This is a genomic window from Planctellipticum variicoloris, from assembly GCF_030622045.1.
Lineage (GTDB): Bacteria > Planctomycetota > Planctomycetia > Planctomycetales > Planctomycetaceae > Planctellipticum > Planctellipticum variicoloris.
This window is the reverse complement of the sequence record NZ_CP130886.1, coordinates 7,007,514-7,020,836: the sequence shown is the minus strand read 5'-3', so window position 1 is coordinate 7,020,836 and position 13,323 is coordinate 7,007,514. Positions and strand designations below refer to the sequence as shown.

General features: G+C 64.5%; 13 protein-coding genes. 6 read left to right on the top strand and 7 right to left on the bottom strand.

Annotated elements, in window-relative coordinates; all coding sequences use genetic code 11:
- Window positions 1-10: 10 nt before the first annotated feature.
- Entirely contained in the window at window positions 11-964 is a 954-nt protein-coding gene (locus SH412_RS27525; RefSeq protein WP_336521248.1) for an aldose 1-epimerase, read from the bottom strand.
- 209 nt (window positions 965-1,173) lie between these two features.
- On the opposite strand from SH412_RS27525, the gene obgE reads away from it, so the two are divergent.
- The 4 genes from obgE to SH412_RS27505 all read left to right on the top strand — a co-directional run bounded on the left by obgE (window position 1,174) and on the right by SH412_RS27505 (window position 5,697).
- The gene (gene obgE, locus SH412_RS27520; RefSeq protein WP_336521247.1) at window positions 1,174-2,196 is read left to right on the top strand and encodes a GTPase ObgE; all 1,023 of its coding nucleotides are present in this window, start codon (window positions 1,174-1,176) and stop codon (window positions 2,194-2,196) included.
- 43 nt (window positions 2,197-2,239) lie between these two features.
- Window positions 2,240-2,599 (top strand): hypothetical protein, encoded by a 360-nt coding sequence (locus SH412_RS27515; protein ID WP_336521246.1) that lies wholly within the window; start codon window positions 2,240-2,242, stop codon window positions 2,597-2,599.
- A 334-nt stretch (window positions 2,600-2,933) separates the two neighbouring features.
- Window positions 2,934-4,610: a HEAT repeat domain-containing protein gene (locus SH412_RS27510; protein WP_336521245.1), complete on the top strand. Its 1,677-nt coding sequence runs from the start codon at window positions 2,934-2,936 to the stop codon at window positions 4,608-4,610.
- Window positions 4,611-4,752: 142 nt separating this feature from the next.
- Window positions 4,753-5,697 (top strand): ROK family protein, encoded by a 945-nt coding sequence (locus SH412_RS27505; RefSeq protein WP_336521244.1) that lies wholly within the window; start codon window positions 4,753-4,755, stop codon window positions 5,695-5,697.
- A gap of 89 nt (window positions 5,698-5,786) precedes the next feature.
- Here SH412_RS27505 and SH412_RS27500 read toward each other — a convergent pair whose 3' ends face one another.
- From SH412_RS27500 to SH412_RS27490, 3 genes are all read right to left on the bottom strand, one after another.
- Window positions 5,787-6,188 (bottom strand): hypothetical protein, encoded by a 402-nt coding sequence (locus SH412_RS27500; RefSeq protein ID WP_336521243.1) that lies wholly within the window; start codon window positions 6,186-6,188, stop codon window positions 5,787-5,789.
- Between the two features lie 104 nt (window positions 6,189-6,292).
- A complete protein-coding gene (locus tag SH412_RS27495; RefSeq protein ID WP_336521242.1) occupies window positions 6,293-6,769 on the bottom strand; it encodes a DUF1294 domain-containing protein in 477 nt (158 codons plus the stop codon).
- A 141-nt stretch (window positions 6,770-6,910) separates the two neighbouring features.
- The gene (locus SH412_RS27490; protein ID WP_336521241.1) at window positions 6,911-7,267 is read right to left on the bottom strand and encodes a hypothetical protein; all 357 of its coding nucleotides are present in this window, start codon (window positions 7,265-7,267) and stop codon (window positions 6,911-6,913) included.
- A gap of 163 nt (window positions 7,268-7,430) precedes the next feature.
- On the opposite strand from SH412_RS27490, the gene SH412_RS27485 reads away from it, so the two are divergent.
- Entirely contained in the window at window positions 7,431-8,891 is a 1,461-nt protein-coding gene (locus tag SH412_RS27485; protein ID WP_336521240.1) for a sulfatase family protein, read from the top strand.
- 6 nt (window positions 8,892-8,897) lie between these two features.
- Here the strand turns inward: SH412_RS27485 and SH412_RS27480 are convergent, their stop codons facing one another.
- Window positions 8,898-10,283: a hypothetical protein gene (locus tag SH412_RS27480; protein WP_336521239.1), complete on the bottom strand. Its 1,386-nt coding sequence runs from the start codon at window positions 10,281-10,283 to the stop codon at window positions 8,898-8,900.
- 108 nt (window positions 10,284-10,391) lie between these two features.
- On the opposite strand from SH412_RS27480, the gene SH412_RS27475 reads away from it, so the two are divergent.
- Window positions 10,392-10,979 carry a Uma2 family endonuclease gene (locus SH412_RS27475; protein WP_336521238.1) on the top strand — a complete coding sequence of 196 codons (588 nt, stop codon included), beginning with the start codon at window positions 10,392-10,394 and terminating at the stop codon, window positions 10,977-10,979.
- 127 nt (window positions 10,980-11,106) lie between these two features.
- On the opposite strand, the gene SH412_RS27470 is transcribed toward SH412_RS27475, so the two are convergent.
- Window positions 11,107-12,558, bottom strand: a complete 1,452-nt coding sequence (locus tag SH412_RS27470; RefSeq protein ID WP_336521237.1) for an ATP-binding protein — start codon at window positions 12,556-12,558, stop codon at window positions 11,107-11,109.
- Between the two features lie 40 nt (window positions 12,559-12,598).
- Window positions 12,599-13,276, bottom strand: coding sequence for a response regulator transcription factor (locus SH412_RS27465; protein ID WP_336521236.1), 678 nt, complete (start codon window positions 13,274-13,276; stop codon window positions 12,599-12,601).
- Window positions 13,277-13,323 lie beyond the last annotated feature (47 nt).

Genomic DNA, 13,323 nt, shown 5'->3' with positions numbered 1-13,323 from the left:
CAACTTCCACTCAGACGAGAATCGGCCCGGCCGTGAGGTCGATCCAGGTGTGGAATTCGCTTCCTGGAGAGAGTGTCCGCCAGCCGGTCTCAAGTCCCTGGGCCGCAAGGTTGATCGCGTCGGTCGGGCAGGTGTAGGGTTCGAGGCAGACGGCGTTCCGATCGGGAGGCGTGAATGCGACCAGTTCCCGGAAAATGGGAGGACAGGTTTGCGTGATCTGCAGGCCGGCCGGCTCGTCGATGATGGTGCATTCGAATTGCGGGCCGGCGCAGCCCACGCCGGTGTAGACATCGTCGAGCTGCAGAAGCGCTGGATAGACACCTTCGCGCAGGTCTTTTTCCTCCGGAGCGGGAACGATCTTACCCGTCGGCAGACAGTCAATCAGTTCCCAGCAGTGGCTGACCGGGGCGTCGATTGTGCAGTCCTGCACTCGACTGCCGGCCCCGAGGGGGAGCTTGAAGTAAGGATGCGTTCCCAGTCCCCAGGGGAGATCGATGGCGGAAGGATTTGCGATCCGGAAGTTGGCGCGCAGGCGATTGTGGATCAGCTCGTAAGTGACTTCCAGGACAAAATCGGCGGGCCAGAATGACAGTCGGTCGGGGGCGTCGACGCTGAGTTGGAACTGTCCGGTGACGAAGTCGGGACCGACATCGATCACGCGCCAGGGGCGGTCGAGGCAGAAGCCGTGGATTGCGTTTCCCCATTTGTCGCTGCCGGGGATGACGTATGCCTGACCGGCCCAGGTGAAACGCCCCTGACGGATGCGGTTGGGAAACGGAAACAGGATTGGAATTCCGCTGCCGCTGGCTCGCTGGCCGCCGTCCGCGAAACCGGGAACCGCGTCAAGGACATCGATGAATGCACCGGCATGAGCGACTCGAAATTCGAAGCAGTTGAAGCCGAGTGCGGGGGCGATCCGGGCGGTCGATCCGGTGTGCAGATCGCGAATAGTCACGACGGACATCGAAGGGGGTCCTTCAAGTTGCTGCGAGGGGCCGGAGAGGAGCTGCGAGCTTACCAGAATCGTGCTGCAGCGGGCACCCGAATGGAAGGTGGGAGGCGGGGAACTCGATGGCGAGTCGCTTCTCATCGACTGCCAGGCCTGTCACAATGGAGGTTTGGCCTCGCGGCAACGCGCGACAGGCCGCGGTTCCCGAGGAAATTCGCCGTATCATGTTCGTCGATCAGATTGAAATTGTGTGCAAGGCCGGTGACGGGGGGGACGGCTGCAGCAGCTTTCGCCGGGAATCTCACGTTCCGCGCGGCGGTCCGGACGGCGGAGACGGCGGGCGAGGGGGACATGTGATCATTGAGGCCGACGAGAATGTCGGCAGCCTGGTGCACCTCGTCGGAATCCGTAACTGGAACGCACAGAACGGGTTTCCGGGACAGGGCTCGATGAAATCGGGCCGCAATGCGGATGACATCGTGATTCGGGTGCCGACGGGGACCATTCTGCGGGACGCGAAGCGCGGCCACGTGCTGAAGGATCTGGTCGAACATGGCGAGCAGGTGATCGTCGCTCATGGCGGGAGCGGCGGAAGCGGGAACACCCGGTTCACAAGCTCGACGAATCGCGCCCCGCGTGAGTTTACACCGGGCGAGCCGGGCGAACTGCGCGAAGTATTCCTGGAATTGAAAGTGATCGCGGACGTGGGGCTGATCGGCAAGCCGAACGCCGGGAAGTCGACGCTGCTCAGCCGGTTGTCGCGGGCGACTCCGCAGATCGCGAATTATCCGTTCACGACCAAATTTCCGAACCTGGGTCTCGTGCGGGTCGGCCACGACCGGCAGTTCGTGCTGGCGGACATTCCCGGTTTGATCGAAGGGGCGCATGCAGGCGTGGGTCTGGGACACGAGTTCCTGCGGCACGTTGAGCGGACGAAGGTGCTGGTGCACCTGGTCGAACCGCAGCCGGACGACCAGACCGACCCGATCGAGAACTACCTCAAGATCCGCGAAGAACTGCGGCTGTACGACGAACAGCTTGCGGAGCGCCCCGAGCTGGTGGTCGTCACCAAGTGCGAGCTGCTGGACGCCGAAGCCGTCGCCGAGCTGCTGGAAGAGACGATCGGCCGGCCGGTCATGAGAATTTCGGCGGTCACAGGCAAAGGCTTGCCGCAACTGTTGCAGGCTGCGATGAAGCTGGTGGAAGAGGTCAACGAGCACGAGCGGGAAGCGGCCGGCCCGGCGTAAGTCGGACGGCCCGGCAACTCGTCAGCAGTCGGGACAGGGATCTATGGCAGCTCCTGCGACGGTGCCGGTCAATCGGGGGCTGCTGGGCGTGCTGGCGCTGACGTGCCTGGCGACAGCGATCGGACTGGCGATCGCCCGGCTGGGAGGGCAGGCCGACTTGTGGCAGGGCGCATTTATGCGCGTGGGGGTGCTGCTGTCGGCGATCTGGATTGCGTTGCCGAGTCGCGAAAACGATCCCGCCTGGGCGAACGTCTCGATCTGGAATCTGCTAGGGGGTCTGCTGGCGCTGGTGCTGGTGGCCCGTCTCCGGATTCCGCTGAAGCTGATTTTGCCCCTCGCGATTGTGGCGACGGCGGCCATTCTGATGCTCAGGCCGCGTGCGAAGACCCGACCGAGGCGGTAGAGGTTCGAGTTCGACAGCGTCGGACGTCACGCCTGCGGACGCTGTTTCTCCACGAGCTTGAGTGGAAACGCGGTTAAACCTTGCGGGCTGGGCAAGCTCTGTGCGGCCTGACGATTCTGCGGCGGCTGATCGACCTGCCGCGCAGACTTCCTGTGCCGGTTCGTCCGATGGTGATGTCTTTCCGGCGGCTGGACCGATGTAACAGGCATCGCCGGTATGGCCGTCAGGCCCGGCACGGTCGGCGCCACTCGACCGGAAAATCAGAACAGATCAAGGACGAGACCCCGCGGGTGTGGACGAGGGGTCCTCTGCTGAAGCAAAGAAGGCCGCAACCATGAAACAATGGTGTGCTCCCTGGAAGGTCCTGCTTGTCACCGCGCTGGCCTGTCAATTGACGGGTTGTTCGCGGTTATCGCAGACCGTCGCCAAATGGTCCGGCAAGGACGTCGACACGAAGGTTGCTGCGACCGACAAGGAGGCGAAGTCCTCGAAGTCGGGAGCGTCGTCAGGGAAGAAAGCGGCGACTGACGCGAAGATCGCCGCCGCCGACAAGGCTTTGAAAGAAGCCGCGGCGGGCAAGCCTGCGGCGAAAACCGCGTCGTCGGGGAAAGACGCAGTTGCGAAGGTGACTCCCAAGGATCCTTCCAGGGCGGCGTCGAAGACCGCCCCGAAGGTTGAAGCCAAGGTCGCCGCGGCTCCGACGAAGACGGGGACGAGCTGGGACGAGGATCCGTTCCTGGTCGACTCTCCGAAGGGCGAGAGCTGGTCGAGGTCGGGAGTGGAGAAGGCTGCCGGGGGGAACGCTGCCCAGCCGACGAAGACTGAGGTTGCCGCCGCCAAGGAGAAAGCTTTCCTCGAAGACGACTGGTCGTTTGCCGAGGCCGCCGGACAGCAGGCCGTCGAGAAGGCGATCAAGGATCTGAAGAAGAACGAGATCCAGGAGGTTTCTCACAGCATGGCCAAGGAGGGCCAGGATCTGCTGGGCGAAGCCGAAAGGTCCCTCGGGGCGCTGGATCGCAAACTGGCGGCTGTTGAGGAGCGGGTGATCGCTGCGAAAGCGGCGGACGTGCGCCTGATTCCGGACGAGCCGGTCGGCGGGACGCCGGCAAAGTCGGAGTTCGTCAAAACGGCCGATAAGGCGATCGTCGCGGTCAAAGGAACGGCGACGCTGCCCAATGCCCCCTCGACGACCAAGCCGATCATCACTCCTGCCGCCGCGAGGCAGGCGCAGATCGCGTCGGAGGCTTCGGCGAAGTTGCGGACGTGGGCCGACCGCGGCCAGCAGGTCGCGTCATTGCTGGCCCTGTGTCCGCAGGCGACGGGACAGATCCAGGAGCTCGTCAAGAACCTGGAGACGCGCGACGTCGAACAGGTCAAAAAGGCGACCAACGAACTGGGACGACTCGGCTCGCAGTCGCTGGCGGCGGCTCCGGCCCTGCGGCAGCTCCTGCAGCATGCGGACGGCCTGGTGCGGGTGAACGCCGCACTGGCCCTGACTCGCATCGAAGGGAGCACGCCGCAGTCGATCAAGACGCTGGTCGAATCCCTCAAGCACGAAGATTCGGCGGTCCGGTCGTATGCGGCGGCGGTCCTGGCGGGGATGGGTCCGCAGGCGGCCGACGCGGTGCCGGCGCTCTCCGAGGCGCTGAAAGATCCGAACGCTTATGTTCGGCTGCATGTTGCCGAAGTGCTGATCCGGTATGGAGAGTGGTCGCAGCCCGCTCTGAAGACGCTGCTGGGCTGCTTGGAGGACCAGGATGCCAATGTCCGCTGGCTGACGGCCTATTCGCTGGCGGAGCTGGCTCCGCAGTCGCAGGAAACGGTGAATGCTCTGCGGCTGGCTCTGCGGGATCCGGAGGAAAAAGTGCGGGTCGGGGCGATCTATGCCCTGGGGGAACTGGGACCGCTGGCCCTGCCGGCCGAGAACGACCTGCGGAAGCTGACTCAGGATCCAAACGCGGAAGTCCGCACGACCGCGGAGCAGTCGCTCCGTCAGATTCATCGCGGCTGATTTTTGCTCGTCAGGCCGTGACCTCGTCAGGCAGCCCGGAACCTCCACTGTTCCGGGCTGCCTTGCTTTCGTGAGGGCCGGTCATCAGGCTGAGCGACGGCGGAAGCGGACCAAGTCACAAGACCGGGAATCACGGCGCGACATGTACCTGGGCATCGAAATCGGCGGAACGAAACTGCAACTGGGGGTGGGGCACGGCGACGGAGCAGAATTCGTCGCCTTCGAGCGGCGCGACATCGATCGCTCGCGCGGAGCGCAGGGCATTCTGGGCCAGATCCGCGAAACCGGGCGGGAGCTGATCGCCGCCTACGACATCGAACGCGTCGGCTTCGGCTTTGGCGGACCGGTCTTCGGCGATCGGGGCATCGTGCAGACCAGCCACCAGGTGAACGGCTGGGACGGATTCCCACTGGCGGAGTGGTGCCGGACCGAACTGCAACGGCCCGCCTGCCTGGGGAACGACTGCGACTCGGCCTGCCTGGCGGAGGCATGTTTCGGCGCCGGTCGCGGTCTGCGGACGGTGTTCTACGTCACCGTCGGCACTGGGATCGGCGGGGGGCTGGTGATCGACCGGAAAATTCACGGAACGGACCGCCCCGCGGCGGCGGAGATCGGGCACCTGCGGCCGGGTCTGGATTGCCGCGATCCCCACGCCACGGTCGAGTCGCGGGCGGCGGGGCCAGGAATCGAACAGGCCGCCCGGCGCTGGGTGGCGGAGCATGCCGACGAACGGGACGCCGAAGATCTGCTGAATCGATCGCAGCGGGAGATCGATCAACTTTCGTCGCGGCTGGTGGCCACCGCGGCGATGGCGGGGAATGCCGCCGCCCGCGAGGTCTACGGCAACGCTGTCGAAGTGCTCGGCTGGGCGATTGCGCAAGTCGGGACGCTGATTGCACCGGACGTGGTCGTCGTAGGAGGCGGGGTGTCACTGGCTGGCGAAGAGCTCTTCTTCGAGCCTTTGCGCGCTGCCGTGAACCGCTACCTGTTTCCCCCGCTGCGGGGAGCGTTTGACGTTGTGCCGGCGGGGCTGGGCGAGAGCGTGGTGGTTCACGGCGCGCTCGCTCTGGCGGCGACGGCGCGCTGAGTCGCTGCTTCAGTATGTCATATTTGGGTGGCACGCCCAGAGGCTTTGCGATGGGCGTGGTCTCTCTCGAAGACACGCCCTTCGAAGACTCAGAGCGTGCCACCCGACGCGTTCTTGAGGGTGGAGGCATTTCCCGTCCGACGGTACGCCTCCAGGAACAGCACGCCCAGCACCAGATCGAGGAGGGCGAACGGGACCAGCGCGACGGCCAGGCGGTTCTGGAAGTAGAGGACCAGAGCGGCGATGCCGAAGGAGGCCTTTTCGAGGACTCCCGCGAGCATCAGCGGCCGATAGCGGACCGGGTCGCGGGACATGATCAGAAACGCCACCTGCCAGGCCAGCGCAACACCGATGAAGCCGTAAAAGTGCTCCGGATGGGTGATCGCCGGCGGATAGTCCAGTCCGATGCGGCGCTCCAGAAAGTACTGGGGCAGGATGACCGCCAGACCGTACCAGCCGGCGATCGAGAAGGTCCAGCGTGCGAAGTTCATCGAAAAACGTTCCAGAGAATCGGGACGAGTATCGCTCGGTCGGCGACGAAAATGCCGGATGGCAGATTGACTCCAAAGACGCGACGGAGGTTCGTCCGGCGGATTCAGGCGGCGGGGGCTTTGTAGATCAGGGCTTGCGCCATCAGACGGAACCAGTCGCTCCACCAGATGTAGCCGAGCAGCAGCAGGTGGAGCGAGACGATGAGCCAGTAGATGGCGCGGAAGCCGACTTTCTGTGTCTTATGTCGGAACAGCATGCGGGCGAGCTGCGTTCCCGGCCAGCCGCCGGCCAGGCTGCAGAACAGCAGGGTCGATTCGGAAACGCGCGGTTTGACGCGGATGGCGCGCCATTTGTCCCACATCATCATCACGAAGGCGACGCCGCTCGCGCCGACGGTGAGGAGCAGGTAGATCGCCAGAAACGCCCCGAGCTTGTTGCCGGAACGGGTGAACGCCGCCCACAGCACGAGCGCCGCCCAGACCCACCACAGGACGGCGGCGCCGGTAAAAGCCCATTGCAGGGTGCGGAGCAGCTTGCCGACCGCGCGGCGATTGCCGTCGGCCCGAGGTTCGGCGGCCATAGATTGGACTTTCTGTCGACGGGAGCGGACACGGGAATGCCGCCGGACTGCAGCAGGGTCCGCACCGGCGTCGCCAGTATTCCACAGCGGGGGACCGACGGGAAGGCTCGGGGTCAATGACCGCCACTCGTCGGACGACGCTTACTCGTCGGCCAGGACGGACAGGCGGGCCGGTTCGCCGGCGTCGGACGGGGCTTCGTCGAACGACTGGGCGCGAATGAGCTGGATGGTCCCGTGACTGGTGAGGTTTTCGGTCTGCCAGACCGCCTGCTCGACGCCGTCTTCCGTGGCCTTGGCCGACAGCGGCGCCGTCTCGAGAGCATGCCATTCGAAGACTGGCATGCCGGGGAGGACGAGCGTTCGACAGCCCGACGCACCGAGCGACGCCAGCGCCAGCAGCGCGGCGAATCGCCGGGAGGGTCGACAGAGCTGGGAACGCAACGGTCGCATGGCTGAGTGGCCGCCGAATCGGGAGACGCGGAACATCACGCCTTTCATTATCGACTGTTCCAGGCGGCAACTGCCGCAGGACCGACAGCTCCGCCAGAGTCTCTCCAGTCCGCAGAGTTTGCCAGGCGGGCTGACGATCCGGGAGAACGGGGTTAAGCTGTCGGCTGACAAATCGCCGCTGAGAACGACATCTGCATCCCGGAGACTGACGATGTACCGCGTCTGGATGGCACTTCTGGTTGGATTCCTTGCGCTCGGGATCGAATCGACCGGGTCCGCCGCCGACCGGCCCAACATCGTCTGGATCTTCGTCGACGACATGTCCGCCAACTTTTCGTGCTACGGAGAGACGCAGGTCGCGACTCCCAATGTCGATCGCCTCGCTCGCGAAGGGACGCGGTTCACGCACGCCTACGTGACCGCTCCGGTCTGTTCCGCCTGCCGGTCGGCTCTGATCACGGGGATATATCAGACCAGCCTTGGCGCCCACCACCATCGCAGCGGACGGGGGGACCAGCAGATCGCGCTGCCGGCCGGTGTCATTCCGGTCCCGAAGTTGTTCCAGCAGGCGGGTTACTACACCTGCATCGGCGCCGGCATCGCGGGGAACAGGCGGCTTGGCAAGACCGACTACAACTTCGAGTGGGAAAAGGCGATCTATGACGGTCCCGACTGGGCCGGGCGGAAGCCGGGGCAGCCGTTCTTCATGCAGGTCCAGCTCCACGGCGGCAAATACCGCGAGGGGAAGAACTGGGAGGAAACGGCTAAGGCCGCGCTGGGGACGCTGACCGATCCGGCGAGCGTCGAGCTGCCGCCCTATTACCCGCGCGACGAAGTCCTGCGGCACGACTGGGCTCGGTATCTGGATGCCTGCCGCTACACCGACTGGCAGGTCGGGCAGGTCCTCGCGCGGCTGGAAGCGGAAAAAATTCTCGACCAGACGCTGGTGATCTTCATGACCGATCACGGCATCAGCCACGCTCGCGGGAAGCAGTTTCTGTACAACGAAGGAACGCACGTGCCGCTGGTGATCCGCGGGCCGGGGATTCCGCGCGGCGTCCGCGACGATCTGGTCGAGCACATCGACCTGCCGGCGATCTCGCTGTCCGCGGCGGGGATCGCCATCCCGCCGACCATGCAGGGCCGGAACGTCTTCGGCAAAGAGTACCAGCCGCGGCCCGAAATCTTCGCAGCCCGCGACCGCTGCGACGAGACGACGGAGCGGATCCGATCGGTCCGGACCGATCGCTGGCTCTACATCCGCAACTTCCATCCGGACCGGCCCATGCTGCAACCGAACGCCTACAAGGACAACAAACCGATCCTGCTCCGGCTGCGGGAGCTGCATGCCGCAGGAAAACTCGATGACCTGCAGGAGCGGTTGTTGTTTGCACCGACCCGGCCCGCCGAAGAGCTTTACGAGTGGCAGACCGACCGGTATCAGCTCCGCAATCTGGCCGGAGAACCGGAGCACCTGGCCGTGCTGGAAAAGCTGCGGGCCCGGCTCGACCGGTGGATGGGCGAAACGAACGATCACGGCCGGACTCCCGAGTCCGCCGCGGCGTATGACGCCGAGATGGCGGCGTATCTGTCGAATGTGAAAGGGGAGCGGCGGGCGGAGCTGGAGCGGAACATCGCGCAGATGAAGGCGTGGGAGGCGGCGGGGAAGTAGCTCCGGTCAGGCCGACTGTTGGCCGTCGGGTGGTGTGTTTTGCTCGCTGACAACTTTGCGACAATCTTCCTCGGAATCGTCGCGGCATTCTTCGAGCAACCAGTCGGGAGCAACGCCTTCCTCAACCATCAATTCGACCGCTCGGTTGCGGCAGTTGGCGCATGGCGACAACGCATAGACGGCGATGCCAAGCTGTGAGCTGTCCGAATCGGGATTCGCCTCAATGACGTTGAGCAGATCCAGGATCAGCCAATGCAGGAAGGATATGTCGTCTGACGGCTGGATCGCGGCGAGAATTCGTTGTTCATCGCCCGGCTCGTAGTTCTTCGTCAACAGTCGAAGGACTGGCAACTCTCCAGTCAGTTTATCGAGTCGCTGCAGCGCGAACTCACGGATCTTCGGATGCCTGTTCTCCGCCAGCGCGTAGTAAGCGGCACGTCGAACTTGCTCGTGCTCATGCCCGCACAGGCCGATCAGCCGCTTATCGAACTCGGGCAATGGACCGCCCCAGAATATCCGCAGCAGCTTCGCCAAGGCCGCCGGATCTTCCTCGACCCACAGATGATTCATGACGAGCTTCAGGTCATCGGCCTTTGCATACTTCGCCCACGTCCTCATACGGAACCTGTTCCCAGTCGTCCTCGCGTCGGCGATCGCATCCAGTGCGGAGGCCGTCCGCAGTTGATCAACCAGCGACGAGCCTGGCGAGGCTGGTTCCACGGAAACCTGATTCTTCCAGACCCCGAAAAAACGCCGAACGTCAGAGTCGTCCGATGCCTGCAGAACCTCGGCTGTTCTATCTTCGCCGAATTGCTCAATCGCCCAGTCCACGATCGCTCCGTCATCCCATTCCCAGCTCCGTTCCCGCAGCAGCCGGCCGCGAATCCCCGCGATGAACAGCAGGCCGGGTTCGCCGGCGATGTCCATCAACTGTCCTTCGCCGATTGACGGGTATTTGAGAGCAAACGGCCGGCGTTCGACGATGTCGTAAATGGCGTCGACAAATCGGCCGTCTCCCCAGTGCGCAAACTGCCCCGCAAGGACGCACATCTGATAGGCGTCTCGTTCGTTCGACAGACTGCGAAACGCCTCCAGGATCGGTTCCCGAAGGTATTCGATCGCGCCGGCCGCCTGCGCGACGTTCCAGAGCCACTCCCCGCGATTCTCTTCACACTGAATATCAATCCGCTGCTCGTGCAGGCACGCCTCCAGCAGCGCGTCTTTCGACAGCCGCCCGGCCCGTGCCCACTGCATCGCCCGCCCGAGCCCCTTCTGCAGGGCATCACGCTGCACGTTGAGCGTCGGCTCGGCCGGCGGTGAGAAGTCGCGGAATTCCAAGTGCTGCTCCAGTTCAGGGCCGGTGCGTCGCGACACAATCTTTGCCTGCAGCATCGTTGACTCTGTCTGCGATTGACGGCCGTCCATCCTCCGGTATTCTCACATCGTCGCATTCCAAAAGACACGGAATTTCCGCATCTCTGGCAGGCAAAGGCCAAACCCATGCCGGAACTCACGACCGCGAAATCCGTCCTGCTGACCGATCTGGCCCTCTGCGTCAACCACTACCGCCTCTTCACGCCCGGCATCTACGTCTGCCTGCATGTTCCCGTGCAGCTCGATCACCGGTCGCGCATCGTTCCCGGGCTGGTCGCGATGGTCAATCACGGCCGGCTGAAGCAGTGCGAACCCGTCGACAACGGTTTCGAGGGGCCGCCCAATTTCGTGCTGGATGTCTTCGACTCTGAAGAGATGGCCGAGTACGAATCGCGCCGCGGCGAATTCGAACGTGCCGGCGTCACCGAGTACGTCGCCGTCTTCGATGGGGACCCGCTGACGTTCCACTGGAATCGACACGACGGACAGGCCTTCGTCGAGGCGGCGCCCGATCATCGGGGAATCCTCAAGAGCCTGGCCTTGCCGGGCCTGTGGTTTCCCGTCCAGTCGCTGGCCGGCCGGAACTGGTGGTCGATTCTCTCGACCATCGAGTATGGCGTCAGCCGGAAGGGACACCACGAGTTTATGGAAACGATCTGGCACAAGGCGGGGCGACCGCCGGGTGACGGTGCGATTCCCTTTGAAGAGGGGTGACGGTGCGATTCCCTTCGACGAGGGGTGACGGTGCGATTCCCTTCGACGAGGGGTGACGGCCGGGATGACTGCCAGAACGATGATCGCGTGATTGCGGTCGGAAGAAGTTCGGTTGTTGCGCGAGTCGCTACTGTCCGGGTGACTCGGCCAACGGGGTTGAGCGTGGCAGCCGCATCTCGAACGTCGTGCCGGATGTGGCGTTGGACGAGACCTCGACGGCGCCTCCGTGCAGCTTGAGAATCCGCAACACAATCGGCAGTCCCAGACCGCTGCCGGGTTGGCGCGTGACGGCGGGGGCCGTGGAACGGTAGAAGGGCTCGAAGAGATGAGGCAAGTCCTCCGGAGCGATTGTCGCACCTTCGTTGTGGATGGAGATGGTAACTTCTGCCGGACCAGATTGAAGCCGCACCGTGACGGGGTGATCGGGCGGGCCGTAGCGGAGGGCGTTATCGACCACGTTCCCGAGGGCCTGTTCCAGCAGCAGCGGCCGGATTCGCGCGAAGGCCGGCAGGGCTGGTTCGAGCACCATCCGCAGGCGGGGCTCAGCCCCTCTCCGCGCGCGCCAGTCGGTCAGCCACGCGACCAGGTCGAGGGGATCGATGGCATCGACGTGCGATTCAAAGTCGGTCCGAGCCAGCCAGAGGAGTGATTCGACCATGCCGATCAATCGCCGGGCTTGAGCGCGGACCCGCTGCAGCGTGTCCTGATAGGCTGGAGCGTCGCGATCGCGCAGCAGCGTGACGTCGAGTTCGCCGAGCATGACAGTCAACGGGGTTCGCAACTGATGGGAGGCGTCGGCCGCGAACCGGCGTTCCTGCGCAAAAGCCGATTCGAGGCGGTCGAGGAGCGTATTGAAGGTGACGGCGAGCTCCTGCAGCTCGTCACGGTCCGGGGCGACGGGGAGTCGGCGGTCCAGGCGCGTTGCCTCGATCCGGGCGGCGGCCTCGGCCATCTCGCGGACCGGTCGCAGGGCCTGGCGGCAGGCGCGGCGGCTCAAGAAGGCGCACAGGCTCCACAGGGCCAGGGCCGCCAGCAAGACTCCCAGCAGCACGCCGGCCAGTTGGCGTTCGACGCCTTGATTCGAGATCGCCGCCGCGAAGGTCAGTCGGGGGTACTCCGGGACGTCGTCGGGGTGGGCTTCTTCATCACCCGTTTGACTGGCGGCTCCGAAGTCGCCGATTTCCACCTGTCGAACCAGCACGAGCCAGGATTCGCCGGTTCCGGGGAGCCAGCGGGGAGGCGCGTTGGCGAACGACTGCGTATCGGCGGTGGCCTCGGGAGGAAGGTTGAGGTTGGAGTGGTCGATGGCCCGTCCGTCGGGATCGAGGACGACCCAGGCGATGTCCTGAGCGACGGGCTTCCGCAGCGCCAGGAGCTCGTGCTCCTTGGGGTTCCACTCGACTCCGTCGGGTTCAATTTCAACCGATGCGACCAGGGCCGACATGATGTGGTCGACGCGACCGGCGAGGTCGCCGTAGAGTGACCAGCGAACCAATCCCCAGACGGTCGCCGTCAGCAGCAACAGGACGATGCCGAGCACTGTCAGGAAATAGACCGTCAACCTGGTCGTGAGCGTCATGGAACTCGCATCTCAGAGGCCCGGGACGAGAAACGCGTCATCACTCCGATTCGCCCAGGCGGTAGCCGCGTCCGCGGAGAGTGTGAATCAGGCGCGGCCCATACCGTTCCAGCTTCTTCCGCAGCTCCATGACGTGGACTTCGAGCGTGTTCGACATTCCGTCGTAGCGTTCATCCCAGACGGCCTCGTAGATCCGCGTCCTGGTCAGCACCTGTTCGGGGTGTCGCAGAAAGAACGCCAGCAATGCTTCTTCGCGAGCCGTGAGATCCAGCCGCTGACCGCCTCGCGTCGACTGTCGCGTGACCATGTCAACGCTGACGTCGGAGTAGGTGAGAACGACGCCGGGGCGACGGTCTTCCCGGCGGAGCAGCGCCCGGATCCGCGCGAGCAGTTCGACGAAAGCGAACGGCTTGCACAGATAGTCGTCGGCGCCGCCGTTGAGGCCGGTGACGCGATCGAGGACGCTGTCGCGGGCCGTCAGAAATAGAACCGGGGTCTGTCGATCGCGCTGGCGGTATTCCTTCAACACGGCAAGCCCATCCTGGCCGGGGAGTCTCCAGTCGAGAATGACGGCATCCCAGACCTGCTGGGTCAGCGCCGCCAGTCCGTCGACGCCGTTGCTTTCGTGCTCGACGGTGTAGCCCTCTTCCCTCAGTCCGCGCAGAATGAATCCGGCGATCTCGGGCTCGTCTTCAATCAGCAGGATGCGCGCGCTCATGGAACTGGTCACTCCGGTCGGTCCCGAATGTCCCGGGGGGCGGATCG